This window comes from Promicromonospora sp. NPDC019610, assembly GCF_044389365.1.
In the GTDB taxonomy this organism is placed as follows: Bacteria; Actinomycetota; Actinomycetes; order Actinomycetales; family Cellulomonadaceae; genus Promicromonospora.
In genome coordinates this window covers 1,283,086-1,300,724 of sequence record NZ_JBIRXX010000001.1, presented here as the reverse complement: position 1 = coordinate 1,300,724, position 17,639 = coordinate 1,283,086, and the positions used below count along the sequence as shown (strand labels likewise).

The window sequence follows — 17,639 nt, the reverse complement described above, 5'->3', positions numbered from 1 at the left end:
CAGATGTCCGAGACGACCACGCCGCTTCCCGAGGACGGCACCGTCCTCATGTACTCGACCACCTGGTGCGGGTACTGCCGGCGGCTGCGCACGCAGCTCGACTCCGAGGGCATCGGCTACACCGTCATCGACATCGAGGAGCAGCCCGAGGCGGCCGCCTACGTGGAGCAGGTCAACGGCGGCAACCAGACCGTGCCCACCGTGGTCTTCCCGGACGGCTCCGCCGCGACCAACCCGAGCCTCGCCCAGGTGAAGCAGGCCCTGGCGGCCTGACGGCGGTCAGGCCTCGTCGAGGGTCGCCTCGTCCAGGTCCTCCAGCATCGACGTGGCGTCCTCGACCACCTCGGGCAGCCGGTGCCGCACACCGTGCAGGAGCCAGCGTGCGAGCGCCAGCTCGCCCACGAGCATGGCCCGCTCCGCGAGCCGGGGGTCGGTGAGCTCCTTGCGGCGCAGCTGGTAGGCCTCCATGATCGAGTCCACGGCCTCCATCGGTGCCGCGGCGATGAGCCACGCGAGGTCGTCCGCGGGGTCCGCGACGCGGGCCTCCGCCCAGCCGGAGACCGCGACGACGCGCTGCCGGTCCACGAGCAGCTGGTCGGGCGCGAGGTCACCGTGCGTGACGACGGGCTTGAACCGCCACAGCGACACGTCCTCCAGGGCGGTCTCCCAGCGGCGCAGCAGGGTGGGCGGGACGCGGCCGGTCCTGGCCGCCTCGTCCACCTCGGTGAGCCGACGCTCGCGGTACTCGGACGCGGTGTAGCTGGGCAGGCCGCACGTCTCGACGACCGACGTCGGCAGCTCGTGGATCGCCGCGATGGCCCGGCCCAGGTCGGCCGCCAGCCCGGGACCCTGCTCCAGGACCTCGACGTCGAGGTTGTCGCCGATGATGCGGCGGTGCACGACGGCCCGGCCGCCCTCCGGCAGGAGGGCGTAGCCCGCGACCTGCGGCACCACGAACGGGAGCACGCCCGTGTCGATGTACAGCCGGAGCGCGTCGAGCAGCTCGATCTCGGCCTCCAGGGCGGCCCCAGCCACGGTGGTGCGGGGCGCGCGCACCACCCACTCCTGGTCGTCCGCGCCGGTCACGACGGCGACGTCGTAGTCGCCGGCGAGGTCTCCGACGCGCACAGACCGGGCGTCGAGACCCGGCACGGCAGCGGTGGAGAGGGCGGCGAGAGCGAGGGGCGTGCGGGACACGTGCTCACCCTAGAGCAGCGCCCGGCGCACGACGGGGCAGGACCGTGGCGTGTCCGGCGTCTCCGCGCGAGACGTCTGGCGTCGCGGGCTCCCGCAGGCGACTAACGTCGTCCCGTGCGTCCTCTCGACCTCCCCTTCGCCCGCGCCGCCCACGACCGCGCCGCGCACCGGCGCGCCGAGCCCGGTCTCCTCGACGACCTGCTCAAGGAGCCGTCCACGCGGGTGCTGGTGGTGCGCGGCACGAGGGTGGCCACGTCCGGGCAGCGGCTCGCGCTGTTCGCGCCCGACGACGTCGCGCACCTGGCCGCTCGCACGCTTCTCTTCCTCGGGGAGGTGGGCGACGTCGCCCATCTCGCCGTCGCCCTGGACGACGGCGGCCGCGCGCCGGGGTCGGATCCCGTGCCGGAGCCCGACCTCGACGCGGAGTGGACCGGCATCCGCTCGCTCGACGCGGGCGACCTGGAGGTGGGGCTGGTGATCGAGGCCGTCGCCCTCGCCCAGTGGCACGCGGTCTACACGCACTGCCCGCTGTGCGGCACGCGGACCGAGGTGCGGCAGGGCGGCTGGGTGCGGCACTGCCCGGCGGACGAGTCCAACCACTTCCCGCGCACCGACCCCGCGGTGATCATGGCGATCACCGACGCGGACGACCGCCTGCTGCTGGCCCGCGGCCCGCAGTGGGACATGGGCCGCCGCTCGGTGCTGGCCGGCTTCGTCGAGCCCGGCGAGGGCCTGGAGCAGGCCGTGGCGCGCGAGACCGCGGAGGAGGTCGGCGTCACCCTCGACCCGGCGTCGATCGAGTACCGCGGCAGCCAGTCGTGGCCGTTCCCGGCCTCGCTCATGCTGGGCTTCCGCGCCCGCGCGACCACCACGAGGCTGGTCCGGCAGGAGGACGAGATCGCCGAGGCCGACTGGTTCACCCGCGACGAGGTCGCCACCGCGGTGGCCGACGGACACCTGGGCCTGCCCGGGCACACCTCGATCGCGCGCTCCCTGATCGAGGAGTGGTTCGGCGGGCCGATCGGCGCCTGACGGCGCGGCCGTTCAGTCGCCCCGGATCAGCGCCTCCAGCTCGGCCTCGTCGAGCAGCCGGTCCGGGCGCACCGTGGTGTCCGAACCCACGTAGTAGAAGGCCGCGCTCACCTGGTCCAGCGGCAGCCCCGTCCAGCGGGACCACGCCAGCCGGTACACGGCGAGCTGCACCTCGCGCGCGGCCCGGGCCGAGGCGTCGAGGGGTTCGCGGCCGGTCTTCCAGTCCACCACCACGACGGCGTCCGGGCCCGTCGCCGGGTCCTTGAAGACGGCGTCCATGCGGCAGCGCAGCATGACGCCGGCGACCGGCGTCTCGACGTCGACCTCGACCGCGACGGGCATCCGCGCGGACCACTCCGACCCCAGGAAGGTGTCGCGCAGCTTGTCGAGGTCGGTGTCCTCCGGGAGGTCGTCGTCCTCGGCGCTGGGCAGGTCGTCGACGTCGAGCAGCGTGGCCGACGTGAAGAACTGCTCCACCCACTCGTGGAACCGGGTGCCGCGCCGGGCGTGCACCGTGGGCTGCACCGGCACCGGCCGGCGGAGCTGGAGGGCGAACGCGTCGCGGTCGGCGGCGAGCCGCACCAGGCCCGAGGCCGAGACGTGCGCCGGGAACGCGACCTCGCGGTCCGCGTGCCGGTTGCGCTCGGCGAGAAGCATCCGGGCGAGGTCGACCAGGTCGTGGCCGGCCGCGTCGGCGAGCACGCCCTGCGGCGCGGTCAGCGCGTCCGCGGGCAGGCGCATCGCGGCGAGCGCGACCAGGCGCTCGTCGGCCGCCTGGTCCACGAGCGCCGCCGTGGCGCGCAGGACGTCGCGGGCGGTGCGCTGCCGGTCGGGTTCCCCGGCCTGGCCGGTCCCGTCCGGGGCCGGCCAGTGGGCCGTGACCTCCTCCGCGTTGCGGGGGTTCTCGGCGTCGGCCTCGGGCATGGGCGCCCACAGGTCGGACCTGACCAGCTCGGCGTCCGCCAGCTCGGCGAGGAACGGGGAGATGCCGCGCGGGCGGCTCGCCGTGCCCCACCAGGAGGCGGTCAGGAAGAGCTCGCGCCGGGCCCGTGTGAACGCGACATAGGCCAGCCGCCGCTCCTCGGCGAGGCGGTGCTCGCCGCACTCGGCCTTGAACTCGTCCCGCAGCGCGACGAGGTCCTTGGTGTCGGAGGCGTGCTCCCAGTCGAAGCGGGGCAGGTCGTCCGCGTCCCCGCGCAGGTGGTAGGGCAGCTCGCCGAGGTCGGACAGCCAGCCGGACGACGACTCGCCCGACCGGGAGCCACGGTCCCAGGTGGGGAACGCGCCGTCGGCGAGGCCCGCCACGGCCACGGCGTCCCACTCCAGGCCCTTCGCGGCGTGCGCCGTGATGACCTGGACGGCGTCCGGGTCGGGCTCGTGCACTGGCATGTCGAGCCCGCGCTCCCGCTCGCCCGCGACGCCGAGCCAGGCCAGGAAGGCGCCGAGCGTCGCCGTGTCCGACGACTGCGCGAACGAGGCCGCGACGTCCCGGAACGCGTCGAGGTGCTCGCGGCCGCGGTCGCTCACCGCGCCGCCCACCCCGGCCCCGGCCAGCGCGAGGGCGGTGGCCGCCTCGACGTCGAGGCCGAGCGCGCGCTCGGCCTGGACGACCAGCTCCGGGAGCGACAGGTAGGTGAGGCCGCGCAGGTCGCGCAGCAGCCGGGCGAGCGCCGCCAGCCGGCGGTGCGCGTCCTCGGACAGGACGCGGCCGTCGCGCGCCGGCTCGCCCACCGGCGGGAGGTCGTCGAGCGCGTCCACGATCGAGCGGTGGTCGGAGATGTCGCCCTCGACCACGCGCAGGTCGTCGTCCGGCACGGGCTCGGCCGAGGCTGCCGCGGCCCGGCGCGGGTCGTCCAGCCGGGCAAGGTCGGCCGCCCAGGAACCGAGCGCGTGCAGGTCGGCCGCACCGAGGTTGAGGCGCGGCCCGGTGAGCAGGCGCAGCAGGGAGTCGCCGCGCGACGGGTCGTGGGCGGCCTGCAGCAGCGCCACGACGTCGACCACCTCGGGCGTGGACAGCAGGCCGCCGAGGCCGACCACCTCGACCGGGAGGCCACGGCGGCGCAGCGCCACCTCGATCGCGGGGAACTGCGCCCGCGCCCGGCAGAGCACGGCGGCCGTGGACCGGCCGTCCGGATGGGCGCCCGAGCGCCAGCGCTCAGCGACCCACTCGGCGACGGCCTCGGCCTCCTCCTCCAGGGTGGCCGCGACGTGCGCCGTCACGACGCCCTCGCCGGCGCCCGGCCGCAGGTCCAGCGGCGGCACCTCGACGGCCGTGCCCGCGCCGGTCCGCGAGCGGAGCGGGCCGGACACGATGTTCGCGGCGGTGAGGACGGCGGCGTCGTTGCGCCAGGACGTGGAGAGGTAGTGCACGGCGGCGGGGACGCCGTCGTCGCGCTGGAAGCGGCCGGGGAAGCGCGCGAGACCCGCGGCGGAGGCGCCGCGCCACCCGTAGATGGACTGGTGGGGGTCGCCGACGGCGGTGACCGGGTGCCCGCCGCCGAACAGGCCGGAGAGCAGCTCGACCTGGGCGAACGAGGTGTCCTGGTACTCGTCGAGCAGGACCACCTCGAACCGGGCGCGCTCGGCGGCGCCCACCATGGGCACCTCGCGGGCGAGCTGCGCGGCGAAGGAGACCTGGTCGCCGAAGTCGAGCGCCTCCGCGATGCGCTTGCGGCGCCGGTACTCGACCACGAGGTCCACGAACCGGGCCCGCTCGGCGATCGAGCCGATGAGCTTGTCCACGTCCTTGGTGCGCTTCTTCTGCCGCGGGCCGAGCGGCACGGACTCGAGGTGCTCGGCCATGTCGGTCAGCCGGGCCCGCGCGTCCGCGGGGTCGACGAGGTGCTCGCCCAGTGCGTCGGACAGGGCCACGACGGCCGCGGTCACGGTGCTGACGGCCCGGTCGGTGGCGAGGTCCTCGTCCCAGGACTCCACCACCTGTGAGGCGAGCTGCCACTGCTCGGCCTGCCCGAGGAGCCGCGCGCTGGGCTCGACGCCGAGCCGCAGCCCGTGGTCGGCCACGAGGGAGGCGGCATAGGCGTTGTAGGTCGCGACCGTGGGCCGGTCGAGGTCCAGGCCGGCGAGCGCCTCGCCCGACTCCTCGCCGAGCGCCCGGTTGAGCTGGGCCAGCCGGGTCTGGACGCGCTGCGTGAGCTCGCCCGCCGCCTTGCGCGTGAAGGTGAGGCCGAGCACCTGCTCGGGGTGGACCAGCTTGTTGGCGATCAGCCACACGACGCGCGCGGCCATGGTCTCCGTCTTGCCGGAGCCCGCGCCCGCGACGACGAGGGCGGGCTCCAGCGGGGACTCGATGACGCGGACCTGCTCGTCGGTGGGCTCGTGCCGGCCGAGCAGCCGCGCGATGGCCCGTGCCGACAGGCGGATCTCCGGCTCGTGCCCGGTCACTCGACCACCTTCCGTCCCTCGGGCTGCAGCGGGCAGGACCGCCGCACCGCGCACATCTCGCACAGGTCGTTGTTCCGGGCCGCGAACCGGGCTGCGGCCATGGTGTCGGCGGCGCCCTCGACCGTGTCGCGCGCCCAGCTCCTGCCCTCCTCGTCCGGGGCGAGCGCCGGCTGGTTCCGGACGCTCGCCGACACCGTCTCGGTGCCCACGTAGACGAGGCTGGCACCCTTGCTGACCGTGCCCTCGGGCAGGTCGAGCGCACCCTCCTCGACGGCGAGCTGGTAGGCGCCGAGCTGCGGGTTCTCGGCCGCCTTGTCCTTGCTGGCTGCGGTCTTGCCGGTCTTGAGGTCGGCCACGGTCACGGCGCCGTCCCCGGCGTCCTCGACGCGGTCCACCTGGCCACGCAGCCGGGCGCGGCCCACCCGCAGGTCGAAGTCGGCCTCGACGAGCAGCGGCTCACCCGAGTCGCCCAGGTACTTCGCCAGCCGCTCCACCATGCGCTCCGCGCGCTTGCGGAGCTGGAGCGACGGCCAGCCGTCGGGCAGCGCGAGCTCGGGCCAGCGGCGGTCCAGCTCCGTCCTCAGGTCCGTGAGCGAACCCTTCGGGTGGCTCTGCGCGATCGAGTGCAGCAGCGTGCCGAGGGTCTGGTGGGTGGCGTCCGGCTTGGTGCCGCCCGCCGACTCGAACGCCCAGCGCAGGGCACAGGTGGTCACGGTCTCGACCTTGGAGGGCGACACCGTCACCGTGTCCCGCTCGCCCCACAGGGGCACCTCGCTCGAGACGCCGGCCACGCCGTACCAGGTGCTCGGGTCCGCCTCGGCGACACCGGCGGCCGCGAGGTCCGCGAGCAGGGCGGCGGCGGGCTGTGCGCTGGGTGCCGTCTCCCCTGGCGGCGCCGACGTCGACGCCGACGTCCGCACCAGCTCCGAGCGCGCCGCGGCCACGACGCCGCGCAGGTCGAGCGGCGGGCCGACCGGGACCCGGCGGGGGTCCGGTCCGTCGCCGCCGTCGTCCCGGGGGGACACGAGGTCGCAGAACACGCTCGGGGACTCCTCGGTGTCCTCCACCGCGGTGACGAGCAGCCGCCGCCGGGGGCGGGAGACCGCCACCGCGAAGGCGCGCAGCTCGTCGGTGAGCACCTGGCGGCGAGCCTCGGCGCCCACCACCCGGCCGTCCTCGGACCGGCCGGCGATGAGCTCGACGAGCGCCTGGGAACCGAGCAGGGAGTCGCGCAGCCGCAGGTCGGGCCACACGCCGTCCTGCACGCCGGCGACGACCACCACGTCCCACTCCCGCCCCGCCGCGCCGGGGGGCGTGAGCGCCTCCACGGCGCCCGTGCCCTGGGCGGAGGCCGCCAGGGAGTCGGCCGGCAGGTCCTGCGACGCCAGGTAGTCGACGAAGGCGCCGACGGGCGCGCCCGGCATCCGGTCCACGAAGGTCTCGGCCGCGCGGAACAGCGCGAGCACGGCGTCGAGGTCGCGGTCGGCGCGCAGTCCCGCGGGGCCGCCGGCCAGGGCGGCGGCGCTCCACCGCTCGGCCAGGCCGGTCGCGGCCCAGGCCGCCCAGAGCACGGTCTGCGCCGTGGCGCCCGGCTCCCCCGCCGCCTCGCGGCCCGCGGCGAGCACCCGGGCCACCGCGAGCGGTCCGCGCCGCACCTGCGCGGGCAGCAGCGCCGCGCGGGCCGGGTCCGCGAGCACCTCGACGAGCAGGGCGTCCGAGGTGCGGCCGCCGCCCGCCGACAGCTCCTCCGCCCGCAGCGCGCGTCGCAGGCGCCGGAGGGCCACGGCGTCGAGTCCGCCGATCGGCGAGACGAGCAGCAGCGCCGCCGTCTCCGGGTCGAGCACGGGTTCGTCGCCGTCGAGCTCCTCGGCGATCAGTGCCTCCAGGCTGCCGCGCGGCGCGCCGGCGCACGTCTTCACGGCGGCCAGCAGCGGTGCCACCGCGGGCTCGTCACGCAGTGGCAGGTCCGACCCGAGCAGCGCCACGGGCACCGACGCGGAGACCAGCTCGCGCCGGAGCGCGCCCAGCCGGGTGCCGCTGCGCGCGATCACCGCCATGCGCTCCCAGGGAGTGCCCCGCAGCAGGTGCTCCGCGCGCAGCTCGCGGGCGATCCACGCCGCCTCCTGGGCGGCGCCCGCGAGCACCGCCACCTGGACGGCGGGCGGCGCGTCCTCGCCGACGGGCTCCTCGACCGCACGCGCCGTCGCGCGGCGGTGCAGCGCGCTCGCCGACACCGGGATCCGGTTGGTCACCGCGCGGGTCACGGCGCGCAGCTCGGGCCGCTGCCGCCAGACCGTCGACAGCACCACCGTCTCGGCGTCGAACGCGCCGAAGGCCCGCCCCGGGCCGGCGGGCGCCGCGGCGCGGCCGGTGAGGCCCGGCGCGGCGCCGCGGAACGTCTGGACCGCCGAGTCCGGGTCGGACAGCAGCACGAGCCGCGCCCCGTCGTCGTGCAGCACGCGCAGGAGGCGGACCGTCGCGGCCGTGGCCTCCTGGTAGTCGTCCACCACGACCAGGTCCCAGGTCGGCCGCGGCGCGCCCGGCACCTCGTCCTCCCAGGAGCGCAGGGACTCCGCGGCCTCGTCGATCACGACGGCGGGGTCGTAGCGCGGCCCCGCGTCGGGCGTCGCGAGGCGCAGGGTCATCGTGTCGAGGTACTCCTCGTAGAGCTGCGCGGCCATGATCCACTCGGGGCGGTCGTTGGCGCGCCCCATCTCGTCGAGCTCGACCGGCCCGAGGCCGCGCTCCGCGGCCCGCATCAGCAGGTCCCGCAGCTCCTGGCGCAGGCCGCGCAGGCCCAGCGACTCCTCGGGCAGCCCGACCGGCAGCCGCAGCGGCCGCCCCTCGCCGGCGACGTGCCCGGCGAGCAGCTCGGCCAGCACCAGATCCTGCTCCGGACCCGAGACCAGGGTGGGCGCGGGCTGTCCCAGCGCCGCGGCGCGTGTGTGCAGCACCGCGAACGCGGCCGACGACGCCGTGCGCACCATCGGCGCGCCGACCGTGCGGCCGGCCTGGGCCGCCACCTCGTCCCGCAGCCGCGCGGCCGCACGACGTGAGGAGGCCAGGACCAGGACCCGCTCCGGCGGCACCCCGGACATCAGCGCCCGGACCGCGACCTCGCACGCCACCGTCGTCCGGCCCGACCCCGGGGCCCCCAGGACCAGCGTCGCGGGCCGGCTCAGCGCGGACTCGACGGCGGCCGCCTGGCTGTCGTCGAGCCGCACGGAGGTGGCGCCGTCGGGACGGGTCCCGGGCGGCGCCAGCCGAGGTGCGAGGGTGAGGGTCGGTGTCACGCGGACGATCGAACCACGAGCCACTGACACTCCCCGACGCCCCGCGCGGAGGCGTCGCGAATGTCCGATTCACCGCGCGGCGCGGCGTGGTGATCCCGGTCTCAGCCCGCGTCCGGGGCGGGCCACGGCTGGGGGATGCAGCCGCTCGTCGTGGTGGTCTGCTGCACCATCACCGTGGCGTGCTCTCCCTTGCCCCCGCACAGGTCGTGGTGGTACCCGATCACGTGCCCCACCTCGTGGTTCACCAGGTAGTGCCGGTAGTTCCCGACGTCCTTCCACGCCGTGGACCCCGTGGCCCAGCGCCTGAAGTTGAGCACGGCGGTCTCCTCGATGCCGCACGAGAGCTTGCCGATCGTGTCCAGCGGGAGGCAGAGCCGGTCGGTGGTGCCGGGGCTCGCGAGCACGACGCGCACGTCGTAGCGGTCCGAGTCGGTCCAGGCGAAGGTCGACCCGTCCGCCCCGTGCCAGCCGCGTGGGTCGTTCAGCGTCGCCAGCACGGCCTCGGCGAACACCTCCGGGTCCACCGGCAGCCCCTTCTCGACCGCGACCTGGACCCGCCAGACCTTGCCCTCGGCAGGCGCGGCACGCGACCCGCGCGCCACCACGAGCTTGCCGGACAGCTTCGGTGCCACGCCGACCGAGGTACCGAGCAGGCCGGAGCCGGGCTCCGGCGTCGGCTCGGGCTCGGCGGCGGGTGCCGGCGGGGCCGTCTTGCCGGCCACCGCGCCGGCGTCCAGCGGGACGACCGGGTCCGGCGGCTCCGTGCGGTCGCCCGACCGGGCCGCCTCGTACGCGTCCCGGATCGCGTCGCCCGCCTCGACGCCGAGGTTGTCCTCGACCACGCCGGCGACGGCGGCCGCGGAGGCCTCGGGCTCGGCGCCCATCGTCACCGCGACGCCCGCGCCGAGGCCCAGGAACAAGCAGAGACCGAGCGCGACCATGGCGCGCCGAGGGTCCTGCCGCGGGCTGCTCACGCCGACCATCGTGCCACGCACGGGCCCGCCGGCCCACGATGTCGTCCACAGGATGTGGACGCGTATCGGCTCACGGCGAAACCGCAGGCCGACCGCCCCGGTGCGTGACTAGGATCGTCAGGCCGGGTCCCCGGTCCCCCGGGCACACGGCGCAATCCCCGACCGAACTGGAGTAAACGTGGACGTCACCATCGGTGTGCAGAACCTGCCGCGCGAGGTCGTGGTCGAGACGGACGAGAGCGCGGACGCCGTCGCGACGGCCGTCAAGAAGGCCCTGGCCGGTGGCCCCCTCGAGCTCACCGACTCCCGCGGCCGCCAGGTGATCATCCCTGGCAGCGCCATCGGCTACGTCGAGATCGGCTCCGAGGAGCAGCGCAAGGTCGGCTTCGGCGCCGTCTGATCCCTGCGATACCCGACGCCGCGTGGCGGACGGCGCCCGTGAGGGCCCTCCGCCACGTGGCGTTCATTACTAACGGGGTGCCGGGGGCGTTTCGCTAACCACACCGAAACATCCTGCGCGTACCATGAACGACGTACATCGGTTGCCCGGTCGTCACGTTCCGACCCCCGAGCCTGTGCTCCGACCTCCTCAGCGAGGCCGCCGACAGGACGCGCAGCCTGGGCCTCCCGCCCGGCGCGCGATGATTTTCACGATCGGCTGCCGCACGAAGGCGCGATCGCCGGGCCATGAGGGCCCACCGCGCCGCGAGAAGATGAAGGCGCCAGTGACTACCACCGACACCCCGGCCGCGAGCGCGGCCACCGTGACCGACCCCGAGCCCGTCGTGGCCCCGGGGCCCGACTATTCCTCCCCGTCCGCCATCCAGGCGCAGAACGTGACGTTCGCGGACTTCGGCGTCCGCCCCGAGATCGTCGCGGCGCTGCTGGACTCGGGCATCACCCACCCGTTCCCCATCCAGGCCATGACGCTGCCCGTCGCGATGAGCGGGCACGACATCATCGGCCAGGCCAAGACCGGTACCGGCAAGACGCTCGGTTTCGGCGTCCCGCTGCTGCACCGCGTCGTTGCCCCGGGCGAGCCCGGCTACGACGAGCTCGTCGCCCCCGGCAAGCCGCAGGCCGTCGTCGTGGTCCCGACCCGCGAGCTCGCGGTCCAGGTCGCGAACGACCTGGCCATCGCGTCCGCCAAGCGCAGCGTCCGCATCGTGCAGGTCTACGGCGGCCGCGCGTACGAGCCGCAGATCGACGCGCTGAAGTCCGGCGTCGACGTCGTCGTGGGCACGCCCGGCCGCATGATCGACCTGCTCAACCAGGGCCACCTCAACCTGCTGCGCGCGGCGACCGTGGTGCTCGACGAGGCCGACGAGATGCTCGACCTCGGGTTCCTGCCCGACGTCGAGAAGATCCTCGCCCGCACCCCCGCGCAGCGGCACACCATGCTGTTCAGCGCGACCATGCCGGGCGCCGTCGTCTCGATGGCCCGCCGCTACATGAAGCAGCCCACGCACATCCGCGCCGCCGAGCCGGACGACGAGGGCGCGACCGTCAAGAACATCAAGCAGGTCGTGTACCGGGCCCACGCCCTCGACAAGGTCGAGGTGCTCGCGCGGCTGCTCCAGTCCGAGGGCCGCGGCCGCAGCATCGTGTTCGCGCGCACCAAGCGCACGGCCGCGAAGGTCGCGGAGGAGCTGCAGTCGCGCGGCTTCGCCGCCGGCGCCATCCACGGCGACCTGGGCCAGGGCGCCCGCGAGCAGGCGCTGCGCGCGTTCCGCAACGGCAAGATCGACGTGCTCGTCGCGACCGACGTCGCCGCCCGCGGCATCGACGTCGAGGACGTGACCCACGTGGTCAACTACCAGTGCCCCGAGGACGAGCGCACCTACCTGCACCGCGTGGGCCGCACCGGCCGCGCGGGCAACACGGGTACCGCCGTCACGTTCGTCGACTGGGACGACGTGCCGCGCTGGTCGCTCATCGACAAGGCGCTGGACGTCGGCTTCCCGGAGCCGGTCGAGACCTACTCGACGTCGCCGCACCTGTACGCGGACCTGAACATCCCCGAGGGCACCAAGGGCCGCCTGCCGCGGTCCGCGCAGCACCTCGCCGGCCTGGACGCCGAGGAGCTCGAGGATCTGGGCGAGACCGGCAAGCGCAACAGCGGCTCGCGCTCCGGCGGCGGTCGTTCGGGCGGCCCCCGCTCGGGCGGACGCCAGGGCGGTGCCTCGCACGGCAGCTCGCACGGCGGTTTCCGCTCGGCGGGCCGTTCGGACGCCGGCCCGGCGGCCGGCCCCGAGGGCGCCGGCGCCGACCGCCCGGCGTCGGGCGGTGAGGACGACGGCCAGCGCCGTCGCCGGAGCCGCAACCGCCGCCGCACGCGCGGCGGACGCCCGGCCGAGGGCACCCAGGCCGACTCCTGATCCGGAGCCGCTGAACATCAGAACCCACAGGTCACCCCGGTGACCTGTGGGTTCTGACCGTGTCCGTCGGACAAGTTCCCGGGTTTCTGACAGGCTCAGCACCGTGCAGATCGAGTTCGCCGCTCCCCTGTGGCAGTGGCAGGTGCGTACCGACTCCTGGTGGTTCGTGACCGTGCCCCCGGAGCAGTCCGACGAGCTGGCCGACCTCCCGCTGCCACCGCGCGGCTTCGGTTCGATCCGGGTGCGGGTCACGGTCGGGAAGACCACCTGGACCACGTCCGTCTTCCCGAGCGACAGCAACGGCGGCTACGTGCTGCCGATGAAGAAGAAGGTGCGGCAGGCCGAGGGCCTCCTGCCGGACAAGCCTGTGTCGGTGACGCTGGAGACGATCGACGTCTGAGCTAGACCGTCCGCACGAACTCGATGACGCCGTTGGCGATCATCTGCACGGCGATCGCCGCGAGCAGCACACCCGCGATCCGGGTGACCAGGGTGACGCCGGAGTCCTTGAGCACGCGGTGCACCAGCCCGGCGAACCGCATCGCGGCCCAGGTGCAGAGGCACACCGCGATGATGCCGACCCCGATCGAGGCGTAGTGCCCCACCGGTGACTCGCCGGCGCTCACGCCCTGCTGCACGAACACCATGGTGGCGACGATGGTGCCCGGCCCGGCCAGCAGCGGCGTCGCCAGCGGCACCAGGGCCACGTTCTTGGTCGACCCGCCCGAGTCGGACTCACCGGCGTCCATCTTGCCCATGAGCAGCTCCAGCGCCACGAGCAGCAGGAGCAGGCCGCCCGACGCCTGGAGCGCCGCGAGCGAGATGCCCATGTGCTCCAGCAGGAGCTGGCCGAACAGCGCGAACACCACGATCACGCCGAACGCCACGAAGATCGCGGTGCGCGCGGCCCGCTTGCGGTCCTGCGCCGTCATCCGCGAGGTGAGCGCAAGGAACACCGGCACCGTCCCCGGCGGGTCCATGATCACGAAGAGCGTCACGAACACCTCGGTGAACAGCGCGACGTCGAACCAGCTCACCCGAGCACCTCCAGGGCCCCCTGGTCCGCGATGGCCTCGAGCACGCCGGGCGCCGTGGTGTTCTCGCCGATCTTGTTCTGCTTGCCCGCCCCGTGGAAGTCGCTCGACCCCGTGACCAGCAGGTCCAGGGACTCGGCGAGGTCGCGCAACCGCCGGCGCGTGTCGGGCGTGTGGTCGCGGTGGTCCACCTCCAGCCCCGCGAGGCCGACGGCCGCGAGCTCCTCGATCGTCGAGTCCGGGACGATCCGGCCGCGGGCGTCCGCCCCGGGGTGCGCGAGCACCGGCACGCCTCCCGCCGCGCGGACCGCGCGGACCGCGGCGACGGCGTCGGGCGCGTAGTGGCCCACGTAGTAGCGGGTGCCGGGGCGCAGGATGGTGGCGAAGGCCTCGTCCCGGTCGCGGACGACACCCGCCGCCACCAGCGCGTCCGCGAGGTGCGGTCGGCCCAGCGTGGTGCCGGGCTTCGTCTGCGCGAGCAGGTCGTCCCACGTGATCGGGAAGTCCTCGGCCAGCAGGCCCACCATGCGCCGGGCGCGCGACTCGCGGTCGGCACGGGTGCGCTCGGTCTCGTCCAGCAGGTCGGGGTGCGTGGGGTCGTGCAGATAGGCCAGCAGGTGGACGCCGGTGCCCCAGCCCGTCGTCCGCGCGATCGCTGAGATCTCGGCGCCGCGCACCAGGCTCACGCCGTACCGGCCGGCGGCCTCGGCCGCGTCGGCCCAGCCCGACGTCGTGTCGTGGTCCGTGATGGCCAGCGTGCCGATGCCGGCGTGCGCGGCGACCTCCACCAGCCGCGCTGGCGAGTCGGTGCCGTCGGACGCGGTGGAGTGCGTGTGGAGGTCGATCACCCCCCAAGGGTAGAGATCCCCGGGCCGCGGGGAGGCACCGGGAGGTGGTGAGGTGCAGCACGCCGCGTCGCACGGCGACACGTCCGTGCGACAGCAAGCCCACACAGCACGTTCACGCCGTGTTCCGCCGTCGTACGCCGCGTGCCCAAGCCGATCCCGCATCATCGAAGGCAATGAGCAGCAACCACGAGCCTGAGCACACCACCCCTACGAGCGTGGTCTTCGTGCACGGCATGCGCAGCTCCGGTGCGATCTGGGAGAACCAGGTCGAGCACCTGCGCGCGGCCGGCCACGAGGCCGTCGCGGTCGACCTCCCGGCCCACGGGTCGCGCCGCCACGACCGGTTCACCATGGACGGCGCCTTCGAGGCGGTGGACGACGCCGTCGCGTCCCTCCCGTCCGGTCCGGTCGCCCTGGTCGGCCTGTCGCTGGGCGGCTACACGTCGCTCGCCTGGGCCGCCCGGCCCGACACCACCGACCGTCTGGTGGGCGTGCTGGCCGCGGGCTGCACGTCCGACCCCAAGGGCAAGCCCGTGCGGCTCTACCGGGACGTCGCGCGGACCGTGGCGAACGCCGCCTACCTCTCCCGCCGCCTGACCGGCCGCGTCGTGCACCCGACCACGCACCGCGCCCGTCTCTCGGTGCCCGCGATGCCGTTCCGCCCGCTGCGGAGCGCCCCCGGTGGCGCGGACCTGCGCCAGATCGAGATCGCGCCGCTCCAGACCGCCGAGATGTACCGGCCCACCTGGGACGTCGTCACGGACGCGCTGACGCACCTCGCCGGGCGTTCCTCGATCGCGAACGTGCGGGCCGCGCAGGTGCCGGTCTGGTTCGTCAACGGAGCGCGCGACGCCATGCGCATCGGGGAGCAGCGGCACCTCGCCGCCGCCCGCGACGGCGCGCTCGTCGTCGTCCCCGGTGCGGGGCACGACGTGAACACGGAGGCCCCCTCCGCGTTCAACCGGGTGCTCACCCGGGCGCTTGCCGACTTCGGCCGACGTGCGTGAAACACTGGGCGCATGAGCGAGCCCACGACCACTTCTCAGCCTGACGAGCAGGGGACCGCGGACCGCGGATCCAACCGCTCGCACCGCCCCGCCTCGACCGCGTTCAAGAACTTCGTGATGTCGCAGTGGGCCCCGCGCGCCGAGCTCGGCCTGACGCCGTCGGACGCCGCGCCGTTCACCGTCGCCCGCCGCGCCGCGCTCTCGGAGCGCCTGCCCGGCGCGCGCCTCGTGATCCCGGCGGGCTCGCTCAAGCCCCGGTCGAACGACACCGACTACCGGTTCCGGCCGCACTCGGCGTTCGCGCACCTCACGGGCCTGGGCACCGACCGGGAGCCCGACGCCGTGCTGGTGCTGCACCCGGTCGAGGAGGGTACCGGCGACGCCGGCTCGGACCACCACGCCGTGCTGTACGTGCGCCCGCTGGCCCCGCGCGACAACGAGGAGTTCTACGCCGACGCGCGCTACGGCGAGTTCTGGGTGGGCGCACGCCCGTCGCTGGCCGACATCGAGACGCTGACCGGCATCGAGGCCCGCCACATCGACGAGCTGGGCGACACGCTGGGCAAGGACGTGGGCGACGGCGGCGTGCGCCTCCTCGTCGTGACCGGCGCGGACGACGCGATCGAGGCCCTCGTCGAGGAGCTCCGGCTGGAGGCCGGCGAGACCGAGGACGAGCAGCTCCTGTCCGACGACGTGCTCGTCGAGGCCACGTCCGAGCTGCGGCTGATCAAGGACGAGTACGAGATCCAGCAGATGCGCGAGGCCGTGGCCCGTACCATCGAGGGCTTCGAGGCCGTCGTCCGCGCGCTGCCCGCCGCGAAGGCGCACCGCCGCGGCGAGCGCGTCGTCGAGACCACCTTCGACGGGCACGCCCGCCTCGAGGGCAACGCCGTGGGCTACGAGACCATCGCGGCCTCGGGCGAGCACGCCACGACGCTGCACTGGATCCGGAACGACGGCGAGGTCCGGTCGGGCGACGTGCTGCTGCTCGACGGCGGGGTCGAGGTCGACTCCCTCTACACCGCCGACGTCACGCGCTCCCTGCCCGTGGACGGCGAGTACACCGACGTGCAGCGCAAGATCTACCAGGCGGTGCTCGACGCGGCCGACGCCGCGTTCGCCGTCGCGAAGCCGGGCACCAAGTTCCGCGACATCCACGCGGCGGCCATGGAGGTCATCGCGGCCCGCCTCGAGGAGTGGGGCTTCCTGCCCGACGGGGTGACCGCCGCCGACGCGCTGGACGAGGACGGCCAGCAGCACCGCCGCTGGATGGTGCACGGCACGTCGCACCACCTCGGCCTCGACGTGCACGACTGCGCGCAGGCGCGCCGCGAGCTCTACCTCGACGGCACCCTGGAGCCGGGCATGGTGTTCACCATCGAGCCGGGCCTCTACTTCAAGGCCGACGACCTCGCCGTCCCCGAGGAGTTCCGCGGCATCGGGGTGCGGATCGAGGACGACGTGCTGGTCACCGAGGACGGGTACGAGAACCTCTCGGCGGCGCTGCCCCGCCGCCCGGAGGACGTCGAGGCCTGGATGGCGTCGCTGCGCTGAACCTGCCCTGTGAGGTCCGGGGCGCCGCCGCCCTACTTCTGGTCGTCCGTCGGCGGCGCGTACGGGTTCGCGGGCGGGGTCGCCGGCGGGGTCGGAGTGTCCGTGTCGGCGGGCTCGGCCGGCGGGTCGGACGGGTCGTCCGACGGCGGGACCGGCGCGTCGGCCGGCGTCGGCGCACCAGCACCAGCCGCGCCCGGCCGCATCGCGCCGTAGCGGGGCTCGCCCGAGGGCGTGACCCAGCGCGGGTCCGGGGTGCGGGGCGTCGCCGGCGCGGCGCGCGCCGTCGGCGCGACACCGGGGGCCTGGCCCGCCGGAGCCGAGGGCGCGGGCGCCGCCGGGGCCGGGACCCCGACCGAGGCCGCCCCGCGCGCCTTGCCCAGGCCGCCCGGCGACTGCACGAGCAGCGCCCGCGCGTCGCTCGCGTGCTCGTGGCCGCAGAGGATCGCGTAGGTGGCGGCCACGATCTGCGACGACGACGTGAAGTCGCGCCGTCCGCCCGTGAACGAGTACGACAGGATCGAGAACAGCAGGCCGAAGCCCGCACCGAGCGCGATACCGGCGAACATCACCTGGAATCCCGAGGAGCCCGCGAAGAGCGTCAGCAGCAGGCCCACGAAGAAACCGAACCACGCGCCAGACAGGGCGCCCGCGAGCGCCACCCGGCCGTAGGTGAGTCGTCCCGTGACACGCTCGACCATGCGCAGGTCGGTGCCCACGATGGTGACGTTCTCGACGGGGAACTTGTTGTCGGAGAGGTAGTCGACCGCTTTCTGCGCCTCCAGGTAGGTGGAGTACGCGGCAACCTCGTCACCGGCCGGCAGGGTCGGGACCTTCGGGACGGCACCCGGGCGAGACATGCTCATACCCCATAGTCTCCCCTACCCGGACGATAGTGGCGAGGAGCGACGCCCCGACACGGG

Annotated in this window: 14 protein-coding genes; 7 read left to right on the top strand and 7 right to left on the bottom strand. The window is 74.9% G+C overall.

Annotation, left to right across the window (positions count from 1 at the left end):
• The first annotated feature begins 3 nt into the window (after positions 1-3).
• Positions 4-273, top strand: coding sequence for a mycoredoxin (locus ACH45N_RS05700; RefSeq protein ID WP_020016326.1), 270 nt, complete (start codon positions 4-6; stop codon positions 271-273).
• Positions 274-279: 6 nt separating this feature from the next.
• On the opposite strand, the gene ACH45N_RS05695 is transcribed toward ACH45N_RS05700, so the two are convergent.
• Positions 280-1,197, bottom strand: coding sequence for a phosphotransferase (locus ACH45N_RS05695; protein WP_377228225.1), 918 nt, complete (start codon positions 1,195-1,197; stop codon positions 280-282).
• Positions 1,198-1,311: 114 nt separating this feature from the next.
• On the opposite strand from ACH45N_RS05695, the gene nudC reads away from it, so the two are divergent.
• Positions 1,312-2,229, top strand: a complete 918-nt coding sequence (nudC, locus tag ACH45N_RS05690; RefSeq protein ID WP_397391974.1) for an NAD(+) diphosphatase — start codon at positions 1,312-1,314, stop codon at positions 2,227-2,229.
• Between the two features lie 12 nt (positions 2,230-2,241).
• On the opposite strand, the gene ACH45N_RS05685 is transcribed toward nudC, so the two are convergent.
• The 3 genes from ACH45N_RS05685 to ACH45N_RS05675 form a co-directional block, all read right to left on the bottom strand.
• Entirely contained in the window at positions 2,242-5,631 is a 3,390-nt protein-coding gene (locus tag ACH45N_RS05685) for a UvrD-helicase domain-containing protein (RefSeq protein WP_397391972.1), read from the bottom strand.
• The gene (locus tag ACH45N_RS05680) at positions 5,628-8,855 is read right to left on the bottom strand and encodes an ATP-dependent helicase (RefSeq protein ID WP_397393801.1); all 3,228 of its coding nucleotides are present in this window, start codon (positions 8,853-8,855) and stop codon (positions 5,628-5,630) included. The genes ACH45N_RS05685 and ACH45N_RS05680 overlap by 4 nt, the downstream gene beginning before the upstream one ends.
• A 170-nt stretch (positions 8,856-9,025) precedes the next feature.
• Positions 9,026-9,898 (bottom strand): DUF3152 domain-containing protein, encoded by an 873-nt coding sequence (locus ACH45N_RS05675; protein WP_397391970.1) that lies wholly within the window; start codon positions 9,896-9,898, stop codon positions 9,026-9,028.
• 178 nt (positions 9,899-10,076) lie between these two features.
• Between ACH45N_RS05675 and ACH45N_RS05670 the strand changes: the two genes are divergently transcribed.
• The 3 genes from ACH45N_RS05670 (at position 10,077) to ACH45N_RS05660 (ending at position 12,676) form a co-directional block, all read left to right on the top strand.
• Positions 10,077-10,298 carry a DUF3107 domain-containing protein gene (locus tag ACH45N_RS05670; RefSeq protein ID WP_397391968.1) on the top strand — a complete coding sequence of 74 codons (222 nt, stop codon included), beginning with the start codon at positions 10,077-10,079 and terminating at the stop codon, positions 10,296-10,298.
• 313 nt (positions 10,299-10,611) lie between these two features.
• Positions 10,612-12,276: a DEAD/DEAH box helicase gene (locus ACH45N_RS05665; RefSeq protein ID WP_397391966.1), complete on the top strand. Its 1,665-nt coding sequence runs from the start codon at positions 10,612-10,614 to the stop codon at positions 12,274-12,276.
• 103 nt (positions 12,277-12,379) lie between these two features.
• On the top strand, positions 12,380-12,676 hold the full coding sequence (locus ACH45N_RS05660; RefSeq protein WP_397391964.1) for a DUF1905 domain-containing protein: 297 nt from the start codon (positions 12,380-12,382) through the stop codon (positions 12,674-12,676).
• A 1-nt stretch (position 12,677) separates the two neighbouring features.
• Here ACH45N_RS05660 and ACH45N_RS05655 read toward each other — a convergent pair whose 3' ends face one another.
• Both ACH45N_RS05655 and ACH45N_RS05650 read right to left on the bottom strand, forming a co-directional pair.
• Positions 12,678-13,313, bottom strand: a complete 636-nt coding sequence (locus tag ACH45N_RS05655; protein WP_397391962.1) for a MarC family protein — start codon at positions 13,311-13,313, stop codon at positions 12,678-12,680.
• The gene (locus ACH45N_RS05650) at positions 13,310-14,158 is read right to left on the bottom strand and encodes a PHP domain-containing protein (protein ID WP_397391960.1); all 849 of its coding nucleotides are present in this window, start codon (positions 14,156-14,158) and stop codon (positions 13,310-13,312) included. The genes ACH45N_RS05655 and ACH45N_RS05650 overlap by 4 nt, the downstream gene beginning before the upstream one ends.
• Positions 14,159-14,331: 173 nt before the next feature.
• Here ACH45N_RS05650 and ACH45N_RS05645 point away from each other — a divergent pair, with 173 nt between their 5' ends.
• Together ACH45N_RS05645 and ACH45N_RS05640 are read left to right on the top strand one after the other, a co-directional pair.
• The gene (locus ACH45N_RS05645) at positions 14,332-15,165 is read left to right on the top strand and encodes an alpha/beta fold hydrolase (RefSeq protein ID WP_397391958.1); all 834 of its coding nucleotides are present in this window, start codon (positions 14,332-14,334) and stop codon (positions 15,163-15,165) included.
• Between the two features lie 12 nt (positions 15,166-15,177).
• The gene (locus ACH45N_RS05640; RefSeq protein WP_397391956.1) at positions 15,178-16,719 is read left to right on the top strand and encodes an aminopeptidase P family protein; all 1,542 of its coding nucleotides are present in this window, start codon (positions 15,178-15,180) and stop codon (positions 16,717-16,719) included.
• A gap of 32 nt (positions 16,720-16,751) precedes the next feature.
• Here the strand turns inward: ACH45N_RS05640 and ACH45N_RS05635 are convergent, their stop codons facing one another.
• On the bottom strand, positions 16,752-17,582 hold the full coding sequence (locus ACH45N_RS05635; protein WP_397391954.1) for a general stress protein: 831 nt from the start codon (positions 17,580-17,582) through the stop codon (positions 16,752-16,754).
• Positions 17,583-17,639 lie beyond the last annotated feature (57 nt).